A 20981-nucleotide genomic window follows, 5' to 3' on the forward strand; every position below is an offset into this window, starting at 1 on the left:
ATTCGCTATCAACTCACTTTTTCATCGGTTCTATAATAATAACGCGGTTTGTCACCCAGAATCGTTGCTCGGTGCATAATCCTGCGCTGAGGTAGATAATCCGCGTTGGCGTAATGTTGAGTCACCCGGTTATCCCAGATAGCAATGTCATTCTCCTGCCAGCGCCAACGCACCTGAAATTCAGGTTTTGTGACATGGGCAAATAGAAAGTTCAAAATCGCTTCACTCTCCTTATCACTGAGACCAACAATCCGGGTAGTGAAGCCTTCATTAACAAACAGCGCTGAACGACCAGAAACGGGATGTGTTCTGACAACCGGATGTAACAGAGGCGGGTTTTTCTCTTTACCCACTAACCAGCGCTGATGTTGCTCTTTAGAACCACGATGCCGATGTTCAGGAAAAGACTTAGTGAAATCGTGCTCCGCCTCAAGCCCTATCAGCAATGTTTTGAAAGGCTCTGACAATGCTTCGAACGCAGCGATGCCGCTGCACCACAAGGTATCTCCACCAAACGGCGGAACTTTTTTAGCCGCTAGAATGGCCCCCATCGGTGGTGTTTCAATGAAAGTCACATCCGTATGCCAGTTATCATTATCCGGCGGATTGTTGTCATGAGTATCCAAAACAATAATCTCTTCACTTTCTGGTGTATGAGGGTAAACCGGGTGAATATGTAAATCACCAAATTGGCCTGCTAAATCACGTTGCTGTATTGGCGTAATAGGTTGATTACGAAAGAATAATACCTGATGCTTTAACAGCGCGTGATACAGTTGTTCAAACTGAATATCCGTCATCGGCTTAGTGAGATTCGTCTGTTCCACAAGCGCGCCAATATAAGGTCCTAACGGGACGATTTTCAGACGTTCATTCATGACTGTTTACCCCATGCCACGGCATTAAGTGACGTTGAATAGCCCGCAATCCCAACTCCAAACCACATGCAATTAACGCAATGACAATGATTCCCGCCACCACCATGTCAGTTGCCAAAAACTCACCCGCCGATTGCACCATAAAGCCTAACCCTTGTGTGGCGGCAATCAGCTCTGCGGCCACTAAAGTCGACCAGCCAACACCAAGCCCGATACGCAGACCTGTCAATAGCTCCGGCAAAGCATTAGGAAGAATAACGTGTTTCAGCAATTGCCAGCGACTGGCGCCCAACGCCTGTGCCGCTCTTATTCGCACTTGCTCAACATTTTGTACCCCCACCACGGTAGATAACGTCACCGGCGCAAAAATGGCTAGCCAGATCAGTAAAACCTTTGAGGTTTCTCCGATCCCAAACCAGATGACAATCAAAGGTAAATACGCTAACGGCGGGACAGGTCGGTACAGCTCAATCAAAGGGTCCATCACCGCTCGGATTTTTTCGTTCAGCCCCATTGCTATTCCTACCGGAATAGCAATGGCTACCGCGGCTAATAAAGCCAGTAACATTCGGCTCAAACTGGCGGCCAAATGTTGCCACAACGTCGCTCCCATAAATCCTTGTTCACTCGCTGCGGTTATGAGTTGATGTACCACCTGACCCGGCGCCGGTAATAATACGGATTCAATCAAGCCGAATGTTGTCACCAACCACCAGATAAATAATAAAGTAACCACGGTAATTAATCGCCATAACACCCCGACAGGAATCGGTTTAAAACGTCTTTTACTATTTTTCAGCAATGCCACCACACCGGCTTCCTGTTCCTGATAAAGAGTCATACCAAAGCCCTCCGGTATCTGAACACGCGTTCCAACACGTATTCACGGCAGATAATAAAATTGGGATCAGATTTAATGCTGCGGCTACATTCTCCATCTGCAAATCGTTGGCCAAAGTCGAGGGTAATCCGTTCAACAATCCTTCCCGGCGAAGATTCCATTAAATAGAGATCAGTTGCCATAAATATGGCTTCTTCAATATCGTGAGTAATCAACAGGCACTGTTTTTTACTGTCACGCCAGATAGTCAGCAAAAGCTCCTGCATCTGTTCTCTGGTATAAGCATCAAGCGCTGCAAACGGTTCATCTAGCAGTAATAGTTGAGGTTCAACCGCCAATGCACGCGCAATCCCCACCCGCTGTCGCTGGCCGCCAGACAGTTGCCAAACATATTTATCTTCATAATCACTCAAACCAACTTGATGAATGATCTGCCGAGCGATCTCCAATCTCTGTTTTTTAGGCACACCGGCAAATTTCAGCCCCAAAGCCACGTTATCCAGTACCTTCAACCACGGCATCAATCCTTCATGTTGAAACACCACACCACGCTCTACACCGGGGCCAGTTACCGGTTTAGCATTCAGCCAAATATCACCGGAGAAAGGGGTGAGAAAGCCCGCGATCAGATTCAACAAGGTTGTTTTGCCGCAACCGGATGGCCCTAGGATCACCACAAATTGCCCGGCGGTCATATCAAAACTGATATCACGAAGAACTTCTTGGTCCTGATATCTGGCGGTTAAGCCACTAATTTGTAGCATCGTTCCCTCCAGCCATTGTTGATGGAATGATCGCCTTGATAAATTTATCCGTCACATAATCCTGATAATTATCAGCAACCTGTGAAACTTTACCCTGTTGTTGCAGAAATCTAGCCGTATCACGAATCACTTTCGCCATTTCTGACTTTAATAAATTCAACTGCTGATCAGCATTCAGATAACGATTGGTGAGTATCCATTGACTGATTTTGTCTTCCGACAAACCACTCAATCTCGATACCGCAGCAATATTCTTGTTATTTGCCAGCCATGTTTCAGGAGAAGTCAGATAGCGCTGATTTTCATCCAATACACTTTTCACGAATATGGTGACCAATTCAGGATGTTGTTCCGCGAAATCATTACGGACAACCCATACGTCCAGCGTTGGCGCTCCCCATTGGGCAATTTGCGCTGCATCGGTCAGCACGCGGCCTGTTGCAGCTAATTCATTCACGGCCGGTAACCAGACAAAAGCACCATCAATATCACCGCGCTTCCATGCGGCAACAATCGCCGGTGGTTGTAGGTTAATAATCTGGATCAGCTTTGGATCTATCTGCCAGTGATGCAATGCGGCTAACAGGCTGTAATGGGCGGTAGAAATGAAAGGAACAGCAATTCGCTTGCCGATAAGCTGAGAAGGCTCGGTGATTTTTTGATTAACAATCAGTGCTTCCGATTGTCCCAACTGGGAAGCAATGAGAAAAATCTTCACCGGTAGTTTTTGGCTGGCAGCAACCGCTAACGGACTGGAACCCATATTGCCTATCTGAACATCACCAGAAGCTAACGCTCGCAGCACAGCGGAACCACTGTCAAATTTTCGCCATTGAACATCAGCACCCGATTGCCGGGCAAAATCGCCGTTATACTGAGCGACTTTTGCCGGCTCTGGTGAAGTTTGATAAGCAATCGTGACTTGCTGACTGTGCGCCTGAACAGCGGGAGCCAATAGCAAGAGCACCAGAAAAAAAAGATAAACCACAAGAGCGGATCTACCCACTTAAACACCCCCAATGTCATAAAAAGACGAGGTACATCAGAATAAGTGTTGTAGATATTTGCCAAAGTAAAAAAGAATAAAATGATATTTTCTATAACTAAAAACGCAATTAACTGCCTGAATTACCCAATCCAGATTAATGGCACACAAGTTGCCGTTAATACGCCCATCATGATATTGAAAATAAACCAGGCATTGCGACTACGGAGTAACGTCCCTATCAATGAACCAAAACCCGCCCACACCATGCCGCACAAGAAATTAATAAACATCACCGCGATACTGATCACGATGATGGAATAGAGGTAGTGATCACCGGCAATACTGTAGCTGCCAACCGCTCCCAACCCCATCAGCCAGGCTTTCGGATTTAAAAACTGCAACAACCAACCTTGATACCACCGAACCGGCTTGATAACAGCGCTGTCTTTGGTATCCAGACGCCGGTAACTGGCCGTTGCTGTTTTCCATGCTAACCATAGCAAATAGAGGCTACCTGCTATTTTCATCACCGTGTGAATAGCAGGATAGACCAACAACAATGCCGCTATTCCGAAAGCAGCCAGATATAAAATCGTCTGCATGCCCAGAACAACGCCAAAGAGCAACCCCAAAGAGCGGGTAAAACCGAAGTTAGCGCCCGATGAAGTCAGCAACATGTTGTTTGGACCCGGGGTAATGGCAGAAATAAACAAGAAAGTCGTTAATGAAAAAATCAGGCTTGCTGTCATGAAGAGTTACCTTTCATCCTGAATATTGGCGTTTCCCTTTCACAGAAAATATCAGTATGTTATTCACCATACAAGATAACTAATCAATTTAACTCGAAACCATTATGACTGATATCTTTCGTCCTCTAACCGGAGCCAGTAATCCGCATGTGCAGACACTACTCCCGCGTCTGGTGCGGCGGTATCCTGAACTGCAACCATATTGGCAACGACTTAATTTACCGGACAACGATTTTGTTGATCTGGCATGGAGTGAAGATCCCGCCACCGCAACACATAAGCCGCGACTTATCCTGTTTCATGGTCTGGAAGGCAGTTTCCACAGCCCCTATGCCCACGGTTTGCTTCATATCTGCCAAGAGAAAGGCTGGCTTGGGGTTGTCATGCATTTCCGCGGATGCAGTGGTGAACCAAACCGCCAAAAGCGTCTCTATCATTCCGGCGAAACAAACGATGCCCGCTATTTTCTGAACTGGTTAAAACAGACTTACGGTGATGCGCCCACCTCAGCTGTCGGTTATTCAGTCGGCGGTAATATGCTGGCTTGCTATCTGGCAGAAGAAAAAACAAACGCCCAGATCAATGCCGCCGTCATTGTTTCCGCCCCTTTGATGCTGGCAGCCTGTTCCTTTCGGATAGAAAAAGGATTTTCTCAAGTTTATGAGCGCTATTTACTTAATAGTCTGAAACGTAATGCCACCCGTAAATTGTTACGCTACCCCGGTTCCCTCCCCATCAATCTGTCTCAGGTAAAAAGATTGAAACATATTCGAGAATTTGATGAAATTGTAACCGCAAGAATCCACGGCTTTAAAAATGCAGCGGACTACTACCGCCAGTGTAGCGCTCTGCCGCGTCTGCCAGATATTACTGTGCCACTGCTGATTATTCATGCTAAAGACGATCCCTTTATGACACCGGAAGTTGTTCCTGATCTCAAAATGTTACCCAAGAATATTGAATACCAAATGACAGAATATGGTGGACATGTGGGCTTTGTCAGTGGTTCGTTGAAGAAACCACAAATGTGGCTGGAACAACGCATCCCAAATTGGCTGTCATCTTATCTGGAGCAACCACAATGATTATTCCGTGGCAACAACTGGAGCCAGAAACTCTGCTAAATTTGATAGAGAGTTTTGTCCTGCGGGAAGGCACTGACTATGGCGAAGATGAAAAATCGCTGGAACAGAAAGTCACTGACATACGCCGTCAGTTGGAACAGGGTGATGTTATGCTGGTGTGGTCTGAACTGCATGAGAGCATCAATATTGTGCCAAAAGAAATGTTCGATTCTTAACATTATGGAGTTTACTGTATGTCCGCCAAACATCCGATTATTGCAATTACCGGCTCCAGCGGCGCCGGAACCACCACCACCAGTTTAGCGTTCCGTAAGATTTTCCAGCTACTTAACATCAGTGCGGCACAGATAGAGGGAGATAGTTTCCACCGCTACACTCGCCCTGAAATGGATGCCGCAATCCGTAAAGCCAAAGAGCAAGGCAGGCATATCAGTTATTTTGGGCCGGAAGCCAATGATTTCGGCATGCTAGAAAAAACCATGATTGACTATGGTGAAACCGGTGAAGGCCGCCGTCGGAAGTACCTTCATACCTATGACGATGCCGTCCCTTACAACCAGCTCCCCGGTACATTTACGCCGTGGGAATCTTTACCCAAGCAGACTGATGTGCTGTTTTATGAAGGTCTGCACGGCGGCGTTGTCACACCGCAACATAACGTTGCCAGTCATGTTGATCTGCTGGTGGGAGTCGTGCCGATTGTCAACCTTGAATGGATACAGAAACTGATCCGCGATACCGGAGAACGAGGGCACTCGCAGGAAGCCGTGATGGATTCTGTCGTGCGTTCTATGGATGATTATATCAACTACATTACGCCACAATTCTCGCGAACACATATCAACTTTCAACGTGTCCCCACCGTTGATACATCCAATCCATTTTCAGCTAAAGCCATTCCATCATTGGATGAAAGTTTTATCGTCATCCGCTTCCGTGATCTGACTCAAATTGATTTCCCATACTTGTTAGCCATGTTACAAGGCTCATTCGTTTCAAGCATTAATACCATCGTGGTTCCCGGCGGAAAAATGGGATTAGCAATGGAGCTAATTATGACGCCATTGGTACAGCGACTGCTGGAAGGGGGAAAAATTAGTTAATCAGCGCCTGAGATAAATCGAGAAAATCCGGCACTTAAAATTTACATCTTATATTATTCAGTTAAAAAAACAGGTAACTGAGATATTAGTTACCTGTTGTTATTTTCTAACCAAGAAATAATTTTTCAATCTATATCTTTAATTTCAAAACTGTGAGTAATTTCAACTGATTTCCCCAACATCAATGAAACAGAGCAATATTTTTCCGCGGACAACATGACGGCGCGTTCAACCGCTTTATCTGTCAAATCCTTACCCGTAACAATAAAATGCAGATTAATATGAGTAAACAAGCGTGGCGCCTCTTCACGACGGCGGGAAGTTAATTTTACTTCACAATCTCTTATGTCGTACCTGCCTTTCTGCAAAATAGAAACTACATCAATCGTACTGCAACCACCGGCTGCCATTAATACCATTTCCATTGGGCTTGGCGCCTTATCGCCGGCATTACCATCCATCATGACCTGATGACCGGAAGATGACTCCCCCAAAAGAGACAATCCTTCAACCCATTTTACCCGCGCTTGCATAAATACCTCTTAAGTCGTTCTTTGCATCCAAGCCTACTCTTTCAGTATTAAACTGGCAATCTAATGAGCGGTTTATTATGCTGAAACAATACAAGACGAGACAGAAGCCTTTTCCTGTGTTAAAAACAGAAGCGGGCCAAGTATATAGGTTAAGATCAATACGTAAGGCTCAAATTTCAGATAACCTATATAAAACCCTTATCTGTCGGTTTTTCAACAAACTAATATGTTAAGCTAGTGTCTTTATAAGCCAGCCTGACGAGAAACTTTTAGATTCTCGTGTTATTTAGGCAGCGATAACAACAGAGGATGAAACGAATGGTTCTCGGCAAGCCACAAACAGACCCGACTCTTGAATGGTTTTTGTCACACTGCCATATTCATAAATATCCATCTAAAAGTACGCTTATTCATCAAGGCGAAAAAGCAGAGACGCTTTACTACATCGTAAAAGGCTCTGTTGCGGTTTTGATTAAAGATGAAGAAGGCAAAGAGATGATCCTCTCCTATTTAAATCAAGGAGATTTCATTGGTGAACTTGGATTATTTGAAGAGGGGCAAGAGCGTACAGCCTGGGTACGGGCCAAAAGCGCCTGTGAAGTGGCTGAAATCTCCTACAAAAAATTCCGTCAACTGATTCAGGTAAACCCGGATATTTTGATGCGTTTATCTGCCCAAATGGCAAACCGTTTGCAAACAACTTCTGAGAAAGTCGGTAATTTGGCTTTCCTGGATGTTACCGGCCGGATTGCCCAAACTTTATTGAATCTGGCGAAACAACCAGATGCAATGACCCACCCGGACGGAATGCAAATCAAAATCACGCGTCAGGAAATTGGTCAGATTGTTGGCTGTTCCCGCGAAACGGTTGGTCGTATTCTGAAAATGCTAGAAGATCAAAACTTGATCTCCGCACACGGTAAAACTATTGTTGTTTACGGTACACGTTAACGCTTGATTAATCAGCGCATAATCCTGCGCTGATTTTTCTTGTACTTAATACACCATCTGATTAATTGCCTGTTCCAGCCGTTGCATGCCCTGAGCAATCTCTTCTTCACTGATAATCAACGAAGGCGTGAAACGTAATACATCACCACCCGCACTCAACAACATCAAGCCATTTTCAGCCGCCAGTTGCAGAATATCTTTTGCTTTTCCCTGATACGGCGCTTTGAGTTCCGCGCCAATCAGTAGACCTTTTCCTCGGATTTCACCAAATATCGAATATTTCTGATTGATATCATTCAGAAAATTCACCATCAAATTATGGCGTTTTTCAACTCCCTCCAGAACCGCTGGTGTATTGATAATATCAAAAGCAACATTTGCAACCGCACAAGCCAACGGATTACCGCCATAAGTTGTACCGTGAGTTCCCGGCGTCATCGCCAAAGCAATATTCTCTGTCGTCAGCATAGCGCTGATAGGAAAGCCATTTCCCAATGCTTTTGCTGTGGTAATGATGTCCGGCGTAACATCATAATGCATATAAGAAAATAGTTTACCGGTACGTCCCATCCCACTTTGCACTTCATCAAACACCAACAATACTTGATGCTTATCACACAGCTCGCGCAACCCACGAATAAATGCCGGTGCTGCCGGCGTAACTCCCCCTTCTCCCTGAACAGGCTCCAATACAACAGCACAAGTATGGTCATCTATGACGGCCTTAACTGCGTTTAAATCATTAAAAGGCACATGAATAATATCCGCGGGTTTTGGCCCAAAACCATCAGCATATTTTGGCTGACCACCCACAGAGACGGTAAATAAGGTGCGACCATGAAAACCCTGATGAAATGCGATAATTTTGGTTTTATAAGGGCTGTGACGAGTAATTGCATAGTGGCGAGCCAGTTTAAATGCCGCTTCATTCGCTTCCGCGCCTGAATTGGCAAAAAATACCCGTTCGGCAAAAGTGGCATCAATCAGTTTCCGCGCCAGAATCAAAGCCGGTTCATTGGTGAAAATATTACTGATATGCCAAAGTTTCTCCCCTTGCTGCTTCAAAACATCCACTAACGCAGGATGACAATGGCCCAAAGCCACAACAGCAATCCCCCCCGCAAAATCAATATACTCTTTCCCTTGTTGATCCCATACACGACTACCTTGCCCTCTCACCGGAATAAACTGCGCCGGTGAATAAATTGGCAACATAACTTGATCGTATGTGTTTCTATTTACTGCGGCATGCCCCTTCATTTTCCCACCCGTTTTTTATATATACACCATTCAGAAGTGAAATTATAATCACTGAATATGCATAAAAAATCAAAGATGGGCAAATGAAAAAGGTGGATAAATGAAGAAATTATCGGTATCTGGTTAATATCTCAGAAAGTTGCTCAGTAACTGGTGACCTTGTTCACTGAGAATACTTTCAGGATGGAACTGCACCCCTTCCAGTGGTAGCGTGCGATGACGAATGCCCATAATTTCATCGACGTCACCGTTATGCTGGCTCCATGCGGTGACTTCAAATGAGGCAGGTAATGTCTCTGCGGCAATCACCAATGAATGGTAACGCGTCGCGGTTAATGGCCGGTTAAGCCCTTTGAACACACCTTGCTGATTATGGTGAATAGCCGAAGTTTTTCCATGCATCACTTCCCTGGCTTTTACCACGCTGGCGCCAAACGCCTGTCCAATTGCCTGATGCCCAAGGCAAACACCAAGAATCGGCAATTTATCCGAAAAATGAGAAATCGCCGCCAGAGAAATTCCTGCTTCATTTGGGGTACAAGGACCTGGGGAAATCACCAAATGAGTAGGCATCAATCTCTCAATATCTTCAAGTTGCAATTCATCATTGCGCTTAACTAAAACATTTGTACCCAATTCACAAAAATATTGATATAAGTTATATGTAAAAGAATCATAGTTATCTATTATTAGTAACATAGGAGTCTATCCTACTCATTTTCATCGCTGTATTTGTTGCCCTGCCACTCCTGCAATTTGTTTATCCTGCACAACATGGCTCCAGGTAAAACGGCCTCGCGACAACGGGGCGGCTATCATAGCACATCAATATTTGTAGCATAGTATAACAAAATAGATGGCTATTTTTTCCTCAATCAACTTACTTCATACCCTACAAAACATAGGCTCTATTTTGATATTCAATAAGTAAAGGTAATTGTTATGAAGACAAAACTGATTATAGCATCTCTTTTTTTACTGTCCTTCTCCACGCTGGCTGTGACTAAAACTGCCAACATTTTCTTCCCGGAAAAAGGGGTGGTTTGTGATAAAAAAGGAAAATATTGCGCTGATCAACAAGGGGTATCGATAAAATTAACCGAAAGGTATTTAGGGAAAAAAGCCGCAGGACGCCTGAAAAAAGAGTTTGGTGATGGGCAATATATTGACTTTTCATCTTACACTTTAAGTAATGGGGTACATTGTGAGAGTAAAGAGAAAAAATGTTACAAAGACAGATATTATCCACAAACCGAAGTAAATAAAGAATTTACCCAAAAGATGTATGAATAACGGCGAAACTGGCCTTCATTTAATGCAGGCCAGTTTTTCAATCTGATGAGAGTTAACTAGAAACTACCACAATCAAGATAATAAAATTAAGGAATAATCTCCGCAGACAGAATAACGACAGGCTTAACCGGTACATTCTGATATGGACCAACGTTTCCCGTTTTGACTTGAGAGATTTTATCCACAACATCCATGCCTTTTACGACCTTACCAAATACTGCATAACCAAAGTCACGCTGACCGTGATCAAGGAAAGCATTATCCGCTACATTAATAAAGAATTGACTGGTCGCACTGTCTTTATCGGCGGTACGTGCCATAGAGATAGTTCCGCGTAAATTACGCAGTCCATTATCTGCCTCATTTTTAATAGCGGCTTTAGTCGCTTTTTGCTGTAAATCTTTGGTAAAACCGCCACCCTGCACCATAAATCCAGGGATTACCCGATGGAAGATTGTATTGTTGTAATAACCCTCATTGACGTATTCAATAAAGTTTTTCGTTGTAATTGGTGCTTTCTGGTCATTTAATTCCAGTTCAATATTACCCTCCGTTGTGGTCAGCTTCACATGGGTTTCTCCCACAGCCAAAGCCAGAGGCGCCATTGCGCTCAGAGAACATGCAGTTACAAGTGCTACTAAAATACGTTTAAACATTCTGGGTTCCTATATTATTAAGGTCAACAACACAAATTAAATCAATTCTAATAATCTCTTCAACATCGTGCTCAATATTTACCTACATTTACGCTATCAATCGACGGGGGCTTTAAAGAAAAATTTATCCTTTCAATAATAGGTTAGATTTTATTTCACAAACCGGATCACCATCGGTAACAAAATAGCAAGCTTGGTTCAACCCATCAGAAATATGTCATTATTTTTAATCCTGTCAACCAACAGTGGCTATCGGTATAATCTCCTTTGCCATATATTCAGTGCATTTCTCAGGGAGATAATCATTTTGACCATCAAAAACCACAACTATCATATGACCCGTTTTATCACGAGTGCGCCTGATATTCGCCATCTGCCTCAAGATATGGGCATTGAAGTCGCGTTTGCCGGTCGCTCAAATGCAGGTAAATCTAGCGCTCTGAATGCTCTGACAAAACAGAAAAGCCTCGCCCGTACCAGCAAAACCCCTGGCCGAACTCAACTCATCAATCTATTCGAAGTAAAAGAAGGTATTCGCCTAGTTGACTTACCGGGTTATGGCTATGCCGAAGTGCCGGAAGAGATGAAACGCAAATGGCAAAAAGCATTGGGTGAATATCTGCAAAAACGTGAATGCCTGATCGGACTGGTCGTACTAATGGATATCCGTCACCCATTGAAAGATCTTGATCAGCAGATGATCCAATGGGCAGTTGCAATGCAGGTACCGGTTATGGTGTTGTTGACTAAAGCCGACAAATTGGCGTCTGGCGCCCGTAAAAGTCAACTGAATAAAGTTCGTGACGTCCTACTGGCGCTTAATGGGGATATTCAAGTGGAATATTTCTCGACCCCGAAAAAAATCGGTATCGATAAACTACAACAAAAACTGGATATATGGTTCAGCCAGAAAGCCGTTCAAGTTGAAAACCACAGTTAATCCATCCTTTCCCTATATTTTTACGTGTTAAATTCAGTTGAAAAAAATGCCCCAGTCAAAATTGACTGGGGCAGCTAATATTCAGCTAAATCCGATTACGTGAAGTAAAAGGTCTGAAAGATAGAACATCTTACCTCTGTACCCTACGCCAATAACTCTACCCTATTTTATTTCTTAGAAAAAGCCTTTTTGTAATTTATTTTCAGCAATTATCTCGATTCAGCCGGTAATTTTGTTCATTTTGACGCCATTAAATGTAGTTTAATTACATATTTATGCGATCTGGATCTAATATGCATTACATGGACAACAAATCAGTACTAATGAGTACAAAAAATATTACATTAGTTATGTTGACTTTACAGCAACACATGAACTTAAAACCGTCAAGTAACCTTTTCACATTACACTTATCTACCTCTAGGTCAGTAATATTGCTAAATGGAAAAACAAAAATTGCTCTGTTTCATCCACAACTGAAACCATTTTTTAATGTCATCACTGAGATAGTGAATAAAAAAATGTAAAATTCTTATTACAAGAATACATATCCAAACAACTATATGATAACTACCCCTTTCATTCTGCAATTGTTCAGCTACAAGATATCGGTTGAAGAAGGAGAAGCCATAAGCATAAAGACCAGAATTGAAATTGGATCACATAGAACCACAGATATTCCGAGATAATATCAGGGTAAGAACATGTGAGGATGACTCAAAAGAAGAAATTTATATGATTTATCTGATCCTTAGTTGCCATGCAAAAAACAAAAAAGTCATTATTAACAATGAATTCGAAACTTATACGTAGGCAGGAAAGATGATTTATATAAATATTATTTAAATGAATAAACTAAAATAACGTTAAAATAAAAAAGTCTAATTTAGAAACAATCGTTGTATCTCCCCAGTTAGAAGACCAGGGAAACACGAAGAATCAGAATATAACTTGATTTTTTTCAAAAGCTTAAATAAATACCAAACATAATATCACAGCTCATGAGAGCTTTATTTTGCAAAAATATATAAGCCATATAATCAACTGGTAACTTTTTCCTATTACACTTTTTTGCATTAATAAATTAATATTATTTAATTAAAGTAGTCATCTAACTTACCCCACAAGGGATAGGTTTCACAGCACAAACTCCCTGCGGGCAAAGGTAAATCCTAATACAACCACATCAGGAGAACAAGATGAACCATACGGGAAAATGGCAAGAGAATAGCTTGGGGAGGCGGTGACACCAGAGCTCATGGTGACTATGATTAGCAGAGCTATTAAACATTGCTGTGTATTGTGAACAGTTCAAAAAAGGCTGAGCCAAATACACAGCTCAGCCATCACTGTTAATTCAAAATATCAATGCGCCTGATCCCAATTGTCACCGATACCTACATCTACTTTCAATGGAACATCAAGCACCATACTCTTCTCCATCAATTCACGGATTTTCTGTTCTGCATTTTCAAGTTCTGATTCATGAACCTCAAATACCAGCTCATCGTGCACCTGCATAATCATACGAACTTTCGGCGCTTCACTGACAATCCAGTCATCCACCGCAATCATCGCTTTTTTGATGATATCCGCCGCAGTTCCCTGCATCGGCGCGTTAATAGCTTCACGTTCTGCTGCCTTACGGCGCATGGCATTGCGAGATTTGATATCTGACAGATAAAGACGACGGCCATCCAGCGTTTCAACGTAACCCTGCTCTTCCGCTTGTTTACGAGTACGCTCCATATACGCCAATACCCCCGGATAGCGCTCAAAATAGAGATCCATATAGCGTTGCGCTTCGCCGCGAGGAATACCCAACTGACGGGAAAGGCCAAATGCACTCATTCCATAGATCAAACCAAAGTTAATCGCTTTGGCACTACGGCGCTGCTCACTGGTTACTTGTTCCAGTGGCAAACCAAAGACTTCCGCCGCCGTTGCCCGGTGAATATCTTGCCCCTCAGCAAAAGCCTTCAACAACCCTTGATCCTGAGATAAATGGGCCATTATCCGCAACTCAATCTGAGAATAGTCAGCGGCCATAATCCGGTAACTTTCAGGTGCCACAAATGCCTGACGAATGCGGCGGCCCTCTTCATTACGGACAGGAATATTTTGCAAATTAGGATCACGTGAAGAGAGACGCCCGGTTGCCGTTACCGCTTGGTGATAGGAAGTATGCACCCGTTTGGTCAGCGGATGGACCATCTGTGGTAATTTATCGGTGTAAGTGGATTTCAATTTTGCTAGCCCACGATGCTCCAAAATCACTTTCGGCAACACATGATTATCCGCTAACTCTTCCAGCACTTCTTCATTCGTAGATGGAGCACCGCCCGGCGTTTTCTTTACCACCGGTAATTGCAGTTTTTCAAACAATATCGTCTGTAATTGTTTTGGCGAAGCCAGATTGAAAACCTCACCTGCCAATTCATGTGCTTCTTTTTCCAACTCATCCAAACGGGCTGTGATCTCTTTTGAATGTTCAGCCAAAATATTCGCATCAATTAGCACACCTGTACGTTCCATACGGGAAAGCACCATGACCAGTGGCATTTCTGTATTCAGGAATACTTTTTCTAGCGTTGGCGCTTTCTCCAATTGCGGCCACATGGCCTGATGCAACAATAAAGTAACATCTGCATCTTCTGCGGCGTACATTGCGGCCTGTTCCACCGGGACCTGATTAAAAGTAAGCTGATTTTTACCTTTACCGGCAATCTCTTCAAAAGTCGTGGTCTTATGATTCAAATGACGTTCAGCCAAGCTATCCATATCATGCCGACCCATGCCTGCAACACTATTCAGTACGTAAGATTCCAGCATGGTATCGTAAGCAATGCCTTGCAGTTCAATGCCGTAACGCGCCAACACTCCACGATCAAACTTAATATTCTGACCAATTTTCAGCAGGTTACTATCTTCAAGTAGCGGTTTTAATGCAGCCAACACAACTTCTCTGTCAAGTTGTTCAGGCGCGCCCAGATAGTCATGGCCTAGAGGTAGATAAGCCGCATCGCCGGCAGAAATCGCGAATGACATTCCCACCAAATTAGCAGTCAAAGTGTCAAGGCTGTCAGTTTCGGTATCAAAAGCAAAAACCGGTGCTTTTTTCAGTTTCTCAATCCACTCATCAAAGCTTTGCTGATTAAGAATAGTCTGATAATTATCAGAAGAGAGTGTAGCCGCAGCAGATTTATCTTCCGTCGGAGATGATTCATCATTACCAGTGGATACCGGTTTTTTGCCTTTCTCTGCCAGCCAATCGCCGTTTGCCACATCACTTAACCAGCGTTTGAACTCATAACGAGAAAACAACTGGTGCAGTTTCTCCGTATCAGGCTCTTTGACTGACAAAGCAACGCAGGTTTTATCCAACTCAACATCGGTTTTAATAGTTGCCAGTTGATAGGAAAGATAAGCGACATCTTTATGCTGCTCCATCTTATCCGCCAGCGTTTTCGCCCCACGGAAACTGAGCCCGGCAATTTTATCCAGATTGGCAAAGATATCATCCATGCCACCAATCCCTTGCAGTAACCCCAGTGCGGTTTTTTCTCCCACCCCAGGTACGCCAGGAATATTGTCAGAAGAGTCTCCCATCAATGCTAGAAAATCGATAATCAAATCTGGCGGCACGCCATACTTTTCAACGACGTCTTCCGGTCCCAAGATGGTGTTATTCATGGTATTGATAAGCGTGATATTTGGCGTTACCAGTTGTGCCATATCTTTATCGCCAGTACTGATAAGTACCGCACGCCCCTCTTTTTCTGCCTGTAACGCCAAAGTCCCGATAACATCATCAGCTTCTACTCCTGGCACCACCAGCAATGGTAATCCCATAGCTTCGACCATCTGATGTAGCGGTTCTATCTGAGTACGCAGATCATCCGGCATCGGAGGACGATGAGACTTATACTCAGCGAACAATTCATCACGAAAAGTTTTGCCTTTAGCATCAAATACCACCGCTACATGGCTTGGTTTATACTGCATTATCAAGCTGCGTAGCATATTCAATACACCATACATGGCTCCGGTCGGCTCTCCTGCGCTATTCGTCAGCGGAGGGAAAGCATGATAAGCACGATAAAGGTATGAGGAGCCATCAACCAAAATCAGGGGATTGTCTGCTATCTGAGCCATAAATCTTCTTCATTATCTGTATTTATTACGGGTGTGATAAGGAACTAGGATGCCACAGCAAGAAGTAGGAAACGAATTTTATGTGAATTTTCTTTGCTGAAACCCGATTCAGATATTCACACTCTACTATAAATTCTGTGGATAACTTTGTGTATAGATATTACAAGTTTTATTTAGGCAGTGATCGTTGATAAAAAAAACTAATCAACCTCTAGTAAAAAATCAATGACTTATAATCTTAGTCATCAAACTGTCATATTGCCTTATAGATCACAGAGTTGTGGATATAACCAGAGTTTGTTTTACAAAAAAGTCTTTCTGACATGCAAGTCTTTCTGACACACATTGTGCCAAAGGTTCTCACTCCGGCACATGCTTACGTCATTCTATTTCAGTGTCACGTTTTCCTCTAAGGGAGGGATATTGGCAGTTGTAACGAGTTTAGCAACCGTGATAAGCCCGCCAGAATGGCCGGCGAGCTTTCTCGCTTCTGTTTCTGCTGACGTCCGGAATGATCATTCCACTACAATCGGCCTGGTTTTGTTGACTCAAACTGAGGTTGGAAAGGCGGTATCTTATGGTTTCAGTTTCTATGCTCATTTGTGTAATAGTTAGTGGGTAGGCCGTTTGTGATGTAACTTACTTTTGTCTTACCAGAAGTTGTTCTATTTCAATGTCAATTCTTGCTTTTTTACATCCTTTATATAAGCACGTTAGTAGTGTTAAATATGAGTGAAAACGAGATTTACAGACGCATAAAGCTTGCTTTTGACAAAGCGCCAAGAAACCAGTTTACGGTTGAGTTACATTTACAAATGCTCAAGCATGCCGACGAATTAAAACACATTACAGCGAGGGAGTTTTGTGAAGGAGTAAGTCTTCACCCGAACTTCGATGCGGAGTTTAGTAAAATGCGTAATTTGACCCCTCATCTTAAAGCTGCTGGTCTTGACACGAATCTTCTTTAACAAAATATTTTTGGAAGGGGGTATTAATGAGTGACGACACTTTTGAATATGGCAGCCGGTGGCTCAAGACAGATTTTCACCTCCACACCCGTGCGGATAAAGAGTTCAAATACACGGGTGCAGATAACGACTACGTGAATCAATACGTACATTCGCTAAAAGATGCCGGTATTGGCCTTGGTGTGATTACCAACCATAACAAATTCGATATGTCTGAATTTAAGAGTCTGCGCAAAAAGGCCCAAAAATCCGGCATTGGTTTGCTGCCCGGTATTGAGCTCTCAGTAAAAGATGGGAAAGCGGGTGTGCATACCCTGGTAGTGTTTTCCGATGAATGGATAAGCAACAAGGAGCAAAAAAATTATATCCAGGACTTTCTCAATGTGACCTTTGCCAAGCAAGCTAATTTTGAGCAAGAAAATGCGTGTTCGAATCACGATATTCTCGAAACCATTAAAATTTTGGATAATTATCACAAAGACTACTTTTTAGTTTTTGCTCATGTGGAAGCACCCAACGGTTTATGGGGTGGTTTATTGCCGGGTCGGATAAAAGAACTTTTCGACAATGCTTTTGTTCAATCCAGAGCTTTGGCATTCCAAAAGGTTCGCACCCGAGATGAGCGCTCTAAGATCCAGCAAGCACTGGGTGACTTATATCCTGCTGAAGTGGAAGGTTGCGGCGCCAAGAACCTTGCCGATATGTCGGCCAGAAAGGAAGCCAGTTATCTCAAACTCGGTACGTTCAGCTTTGAGGCTGTAAAATTTGCCTTGCGGGATAAGACGTCTCGCGTACAAGCTAAGCTACCTGACTATCGCCATTCGTTTATTCGTAAAATCAGTTTTGAAGGTGTGGGTACCTTGGGTGGCACTGAAATCTGTCTATCACGGGAACTGAATACTCTGATTGGTATTCGTGGCAGCGGCAAATCTTCCGTATTGGAAGGCATTCGCTATGCCCTGAATATCCCGTTTGGCGATAAGTCCTCTGATGTTGAATACAAAGAAGGTTTAGTAAAGCACCTGCTATGTAGTGGCGGGAAGATCACTATCGACGCGATTGACCGGCGAGGCCAGCCTTACCAGATACGCCGTATATTAGGTGAACGTCCTGATGTATATGTTAACGGGCAATTACAGCCGGGTGTGTCGATTCGAGAAACCGTCCTACATCAACCCATTTACTTTGGTCAAAAAGACTTGTCGAGCACTGGCGCAGGGTTTGAAAAAGACCTCATTGAAAAGCTGGTTGGGGAAGCTTTAATTTCTGTTCGCCAAAAGATAGAGCAAGGCCGTCAGCGTGTAGTGGATGCTATTGATCAGATTAAACGTTTAACCCGTGATGCCTTGCAGAAACAAGAGTGGCAGCAAAAAAAGCAGGATGTTGAGTTTAAGTTAAGGTTTTACCAGCAACACGGCGTAGAAGCCAAACTGCAAAAGCAGATTGATTTTGATCGGGATGAGCGCAAAGCGCAGCAGGTGATCCAAGGGGCGCAGCATTATCTGACTGAGCTAAATAGCTTTATTGCCAGCTTTGAAGATGAACTGAAAAACCAAATTCTGTATAAATCAGCACAGAATCAGCCTTTTTTTGATGACTTTTTTGCGGTATATCAACAGTTGCTCACCGGCTTTGATGGAATTAAGCAAGTGACTGGAAGTGACCAAGCGACAGTTCAGCAATTGCAGCAAAAGTTGGTGGGCTTTCAACAACAAAAACAAGCGTTGAAAGAAGAATTTGCGGAAATCGAGCGCAAGTTAGCCAGTGAGTTTCAACAAGCGGGTGCACAAGCAATCAGTCCGCAAGAGTTTAAACAGCTTAAAAGTCAGCTCGATCATGCTGAGCAAATGCTGGCTGTATTGACCAAGAGTGAGCAGCAATATACGGATTTGAATCAAGGAGTTGAACGGGAATTGGTTCAACTGAATAGTCTTTGGTTTGAAGAATACTGCGCTATTGAGCAAGTGCTGAATAAAATCAATCGAGTGGATTCGCCGTTAAAAATTGTGCCGAAATTTAAAGATAACAAAGCGGCCATGCTCAAGCATATTCAAGATTTATACCGAAGTAGCTGTATTCGAGAAGCTACATTGAAAACAGTGGTGGACGAGTTCAGCGATTTTGGTGCGGTATGGCGAGAAAAGGATAAGTTGAAAGCGCTGCTTGGTGGTTCGTTCGATACCTTCTGTCAGTATTTTGAAGATAATCTAGACGCTTTGCTGACTTGGCAGGTGCCGAATGTTTTCACCATTGAATACCACGGTAAGGCTCTGGCTCATCATTCATTAGGGCAGCGCGCATCTGCATTAATACTGTTTGTTCTAAGCCAACAAGAAAATGATGTTGTGATCATCGATCAACCAGAAGACGACTTGGATAACCAGACGATCTATGGCGATGTTATCAAACTCATTCGTGAGTTAAAGCCAAAAACGCAGTTCGTCTTTGCCACTCATAACGCCAACATTCCAGTGTTAGGCGATGCTGAGCAAGTCATCGCCTGTGAATATAAGGATGATCATATTAATATTGTCAGTGGCAGCATTGACTGCGCGGATGTTCAGCAGCGTATAGTCGGTATTATGGAAGGTGGTGCAGAAGCCTTCGAGAAACGTAAACAGGTATATGAAGCATGGAAACCCAAGAACTCTTAGCAATAATTGCACGTGATGAAGATAGCCGCCATCAATTTAAAGCAGACGTCAACAATGCATCTTCGTTAGGTGCCGAAATGGTAGCGTTTTCCAATGGTACTGGAGGCTTAATTCTCATTGGTGTTAACAATGGCGATGGGTCTCGATCTGGATTGACGAGAGAAGATATCGGTCGAATTAATCAAATCATAGCGAATGCTGCTACAAATAATGTTCGCCCCCCAATAAATCCTGTTACGGAAAACATTCAACTCCCCGATGGCCTGGTCATTGCAGTACATATAGAGCAAGGCATCAGTAAACCTTATATGGATACTCAGGGCTATGTTTGGGTGAAAAATGGTTCTGATAAGCGAAGGGTGACCGCTCGCGAAGAGTTGCAGCGAATGTTTCAGGAGGCGGCACTGATTCATGCAGATGAGACACCGGTAAGTGGTACGTCAGTAGCCGACATCGATCAGGAGTTCTTTGATTCGTTTTTTGAGGGGGAATACGGCGAGAGGGTTGAGGAACAAGGTGTATCTCGCTCTCAGCTTTTAGAGAATATGAATTTGGCTAAAAATGGTCAGTTGAATATTTGTGGTACTTTGTTGTTTGCATCGCGGCCTCAGATTCGCCTTCCTGTTTTTATCGTAAAGGCGGTTGCCTTCCCCGGCGTAGATATTGAAGATGAGCACTATATTGATAGCCAAGATATCAATGGCAAGCTGTCGGATGTGTTCCAAAAGGCGCTGGGGTTTGTATTGGCAAATATACGACATATTCAAAATAAGCAGAGCTTTAACTCACTTGGCGAGGCTGAAATCCCGAGGATTGTTTTAGAAGAACTGATTTCCAATGCGCTTATTCATCGCGATTACTTTGTGTCAGCCCCCGTTAAAGTGCTGGTTTTTGCAGATCGAATTGAAATTATTAGCCCCGGCCATTTACCCAATAATTTAACCATTGAAAACATCAAGATGGGGAACTCAAATATTCGCAACCCAATCTTGGCTTCATTTGCTTCTAAGGTATTGCCATATAGAGGCTTGGGAAGTGGTATTAAGCGTGCAATTAAAGCATACCCAGATATTGAATTGATTGATAATAGGGAGGGAAATACATTCAAAGCTATCATTAGCCGAATGTTACCTAATGAGTGACGCCAAATCACTTCACTGAAT

At 43.4% G+C, this 20981-nt stretch carries 20 protein-coding genes; 9 read left to right on the forward strand and 11 right to left on the reverse strand.

What is annotated here, in order from left to right; translation table 11 throughout:
• Positions 1-8: 8 nt before the first annotated feature.
• The 5 genes from tauD to EAE92_RS17045 form a co-directional block, all read right to left on the reverse strand.
• Complete coding sequence (gene tauD, locus EAE92_RS17025; protein ID WP_214068939.1) at positions 9-878, reverse strand: taurine dioxygenase; 870 nt, start codon at positions 876-878, stop codon at positions 9-11.
• Entirely contained in the window at positions 871-1719 is an 849-nt protein-coding gene (tauC, locus tag EAE92_RS17030; RefSeq protein ID WP_214068940.1) for a taurine ABC transporter permease TauC, read from the reverse strand. Before tauC ends, tauD begins: the two co-directional genes overlap by 8 nt.
• Positions 1716-2483, reverse strand: a complete 768-nt coding sequence (gene tauB / locus EAE92_RS17035) for a taurine ABC transporter ATP-binding subunit (protein ID WP_214068941.1) — start codon at positions 2481-2483, stop codon at positions 1716-1718. Before tauB ends, tauC begins: the two co-directional genes overlap by 4 nt.
• Complete coding sequence (gene tauA, locus EAE92_RS17040; RefSeq protein WP_422616063.1) at positions 2470-3489, reverse strand: taurine ABC transporter substrate-binding protein; 1020 nt, start codon at positions 3487-3489, stop codon at positions 2470-2472. The genes tauB and tauA overlap by 14 nt, the downstream gene beginning before the upstream one ends.
• Positions 3490-3611: 122 nt before the next feature.
• On the reverse strand, positions 3612-4220 hold the full coding sequence (locus EAE92_RS17045; protein ID WP_036780252.1) for a LysE family translocator: 609 nt from the start codon (positions 4218-4220) through the stop codon (positions 3612-3614).
• A 104-nt stretch (positions 4221-4324) separates the two neighbouring features.
• Between EAE92_RS17045 and EAE92_RS17050 the strand changes: the two genes are divergently transcribed.
• From EAE92_RS17050 to EAE92_RS17060, 3 genes are read left to right on the forward strand one after another with little or no spacing between them, the layout of a single operon-like run.
• Complete coding sequence (locus EAE92_RS17050; protein WP_214068942.1) at positions 4325-5305, forward strand: hydrolase; 981 nt, start codon at positions 4325-4327, stop codon at positions 5303-5305.
• The gene (locus EAE92_RS17055) at positions 5302-5520 is read left to right on the forward strand and encodes a YheU family protein (protein WP_214068943.1); all 219 of its coding nucleotides are present in this window, start codon (positions 5302-5304) and stop codon (positions 5518-5520) included. Before EAE92_RS17050 ends, EAE92_RS17055 begins: the two co-directional genes overlap by 4 nt.
• 18 nt (positions 5521-5538) lie before the next feature.
• Positions 5539-6408: a phosphoribulokinase gene (locus EAE92_RS17060; protein WP_214068944.1), complete on the forward strand. Its 870-nt coding sequence runs from the start codon at positions 5539-5541 to the stop codon at positions 6406-6408.
• A 125-nt stretch (positions 6409-6533) separates the two neighbouring features.
• Here the strand turns inward: EAE92_RS17060 and EAE92_RS17065 are convergent, their stop codons facing one another.
• Positions 6534-6941 (reverse strand): OsmC family protein, encoded by a 408-nt coding sequence (locus EAE92_RS17065; protein ID WP_046395787.1) that lies wholly within the window; start codon positions 6939-6941, stop codon positions 6534-6536.
• 318 nt (positions 6942-7259) lie between these two features.
• Here EAE92_RS17065 and crp point away from each other — a divergent pair, with 318 nt between their 5' ends.
• A complete protein-coding gene (gene crp / locus EAE92_RS17070) occupies positions 7260-7892 on the forward strand; it encodes a cAMP-activated global transcriptional regulator CRP (protein ID WP_010848517.1) in 633 nt (210 codons plus the stop codon).
• A 45-nt stretch (positions 7893-7937) separates the two neighbouring features.
• Here the strand turns inward: crp and argD are convergent, their stop codons facing one another.
• Positions 7938-9152, reverse strand: a complete 1215-nt coding sequence (gene argD, locus EAE92_RS17075; protein WP_214068945.1) for a bifunctional acetylornithine/succinyldiaminopimelate transaminase — start codon at positions 9150-9152, stop codon at positions 7938-7940.
• Between the two features lie 123 nt (positions 9153-9275).
• Positions 9276-9851 carry an aminodeoxychorismate synthase component II gene (locus tag EAE92_RS17080; protein ID WP_105395796.1) on the reverse strand — a complete coding sequence of 192 codons (576 nt, stop codon included), beginning with the start codon at positions 9849-9851 and terminating at the stop codon, positions 9276-9278.
• Positions 9852-10094: 243 nt separating this feature from the next.
• On the opposite strand from EAE92_RS17080, the gene EAE92_RS17085 reads away from it, so the two are divergent.
• Positions 10095-10445, forward strand: a complete 351-nt coding sequence (locus EAE92_RS17085) for a YcgJ family protein (RefSeq protein WP_036780235.1) — start codon at positions 10095-10097, stop codon at positions 10443-10445.
• Between the two features lie 86 nt (positions 10446-10531).
• Here the strand turns inward: EAE92_RS17085 and ppiA are convergent, their stop codons facing one another.
• The gene (gene ppiA, locus EAE92_RS17090) at positions 10532-11101 is read right to left on the reverse strand and encodes a peptidylprolyl isomerase A (protein WP_036780232.1); all 570 of its coding nucleotides are present in this window, start codon (positions 11099-11101) and stop codon (positions 10532-10534) included.
• Positions 11102-11408: 307 nt separating this feature from the next.
• Here ppiA and yihA point away from each other — a divergent pair, with 307 nt between their 5' ends.
• Positions 11409-12041 carry a ribosome biogenesis GTP-binding protein YihA/YsxC gene (gene yihA / locus EAE92_RS17095; RefSeq protein ID WP_046395783.1) on the forward strand — a complete coding sequence of 211 codons (633 nt, stop codon included), beginning with the start codon at positions 11409-11411 and terminating at the stop codon, positions 12039-12041.
• Positions 12042-12122: 81 nt separating this feature from the next.
• On the opposite strand, the gene spfP is transcribed toward yihA, so the two are convergent.
• A complete protein-coding gene (spfP, locus tag EAE92_RS25605; RefSeq protein WP_438361642.1) occupies positions 12123-12170 on the reverse strand; it encodes a small protein SpfP in 48 nt (15 codons plus the stop codon).
• Positions 12171-13406: 1236 nt separating this feature from the next.
• Positions 13407-16196 (reverse strand): DNA polymerase I, encoded by a 2790-nt coding sequence (polA, locus tag EAE92_RS17100; RefSeq protein WP_214068946.1) that lies wholly within the window; start codon positions 16194-16196, stop codon positions 13407-13409.
• 728 nt (positions 16197-16924) lie between these two features.
• Between polA and EAE92_RS17105 the strand changes: the two genes are divergently transcribed.
• From EAE92_RS17105 to EAE92_RS17115, 3 genes are read left to right on the forward strand one after another with little or no spacing between them, the layout of a single operon-like run.
• Positions 16925-17164, forward strand: coding sequence for an HTH-like domain-containing protein (locus EAE92_RS17105; protein WP_036813453.1), 240 nt, complete (start codon positions 16925-16927; stop codon positions 17162-17164).
• A 26-nt stretch (positions 17165-17190) separates the two neighbouring features.
• Positions 17191-19818 (forward strand): TrlF family AAA-like ATPase, encoded by a 2628-nt coding sequence (locus EAE92_RS17110; RefSeq protein ID WP_214068947.1) that lies wholly within the window; start codon positions 17191-17193, stop codon positions 19816-19818.
• Positions 19797-20960 (forward strand): RNA/DNA-binding domain-containing protein, encoded by a 1164-nt coding sequence (locus EAE92_RS17115; RefSeq protein ID WP_246545268.1) that lies wholly within the window; start codon positions 19797-19799, stop codon positions 20958-20960. Before EAE92_RS17110 ends, EAE92_RS17115 begins: the two co-directional genes overlap by 22 nt.
• Positions 20961-20981: the final 21 nt, after the last annotated feature.

This window comes from Photorhabdus hainanensis (assembly GCF_018448965.1).
Lineage (GTDB): Bacteria > Pseudomonadota > Gammaproteobacteria > Enterobacterales > Enterobacteriaceae > Photorhabdus > Photorhabdus akhurstii.

Coding starts and splice junctions, on each gene's coding strand:
- tauD (WP_214068939.1), bottom strand. CDS start 878: ATGAATGAACGTCTGAAAATCGTCCCGTTAGGACCTTATATTGGCGCG.
- tauC (WP_214068940.1), bottom strand. CDS start 1,719: ATGACTCTTTATCAGGAACAGGAAGCCGGTGTGGTGGCATTGCTGAAA.
- tauB (WP_214068941.1), bottom strand. CDS start 2,483: ATGCTACAAATTAGTGGCTTAACCGCCAGATATCAGGACCAAGAAGTT.
- EAE92_RS17045 (WP_036780252.1), bottom strand. CDS start 4,220: ATGACAGCAAGCCTGATTTTTTCATTAACGACTTTCTTGTTTATTTCT.
- EAE92_RS17050 (WP_214068942.1), top strand. CDS start 4,325: ATGACTGATATCTTTCGTCCTCTAACCGGAGCCAGTAATCCGCATGTG.
- EAE92_RS17055 (WP_214068943.1), top strand. CDS start 5,302: ATGATTATTCCGTGGCAACAACTGGAGCCAGAAACTCTGCTAAATTTG.
- EAE92_RS17060 (WP_214068944.1), top strand. CDS start 5,539: ATGTCCGCCAAACATCCGATTATTGCAATTACCGGCTCCAGCGGCGCC.
- EAE92_RS17065 (WP_046395787.1), bottom strand. CDS start 6,941: ATGCAAGCGCGGGTAAAATGGGTTGAAGGATTGTCTCTTTTGGGGGAG.
- crp (WP_010848517.1), top strand. CDS start 7,260: ATGGTTCTCGGCAAGCCACAAACAGACCCGACTCTTGAATGGTTTTTG.
- argD (WP_214068945.1), bottom strand. CDS start 9,152: ATGAAGGGGCATGCCGCAGTAAATAGAAACACATACGATCAAGTTATG.
- EAE92_RS17080 (WP_105395796.1), bottom strand. CDS start 9,851: ATGTTACTAATAATAGATAACTATGATTCTTTTACATATAACTTATAT.
- EAE92_RS17085 (WP_036780235.1), top strand. CDS start 10,095: ATGAAGACAAAACTGATTATAGCATCTCTTTTTTTACTGTCCTTCTCC.
- ppiA (WP_036780232.1), bottom strand. CDS start 11,101: ATGTTTAAACGTATTTTAGTAGCACTTGTAACTGCATGTTCTCTGAGC.
- polA (WP_214068946.1), bottom strand. CDS start 16,196: ATGGCTCAGATAGCAGACAATCCCCTGATTTTGGTTGATGGCTCCTCA.
- EAE92_RS17105 (WP_036813453.1), top strand. CDS start 16,925: ATGAGTGAAAACGAGATTTACAGACGCATAAAGCTTGCTTTTGACAAA.
- EAE92_RS17110 (WP_214068947.1), top strand. CDS start 17,191: ATGAGTGACGACACTTTTGAATATGGCAGCCGGTGGCTCAAGACAGAT.
- EAE92_RS17115 (WP_246545268.1), top strand. CDS start 19,797: ATGGAAACCCAAGAACTCTTAGCAATAATTGCACGTGATGAAGATAGC.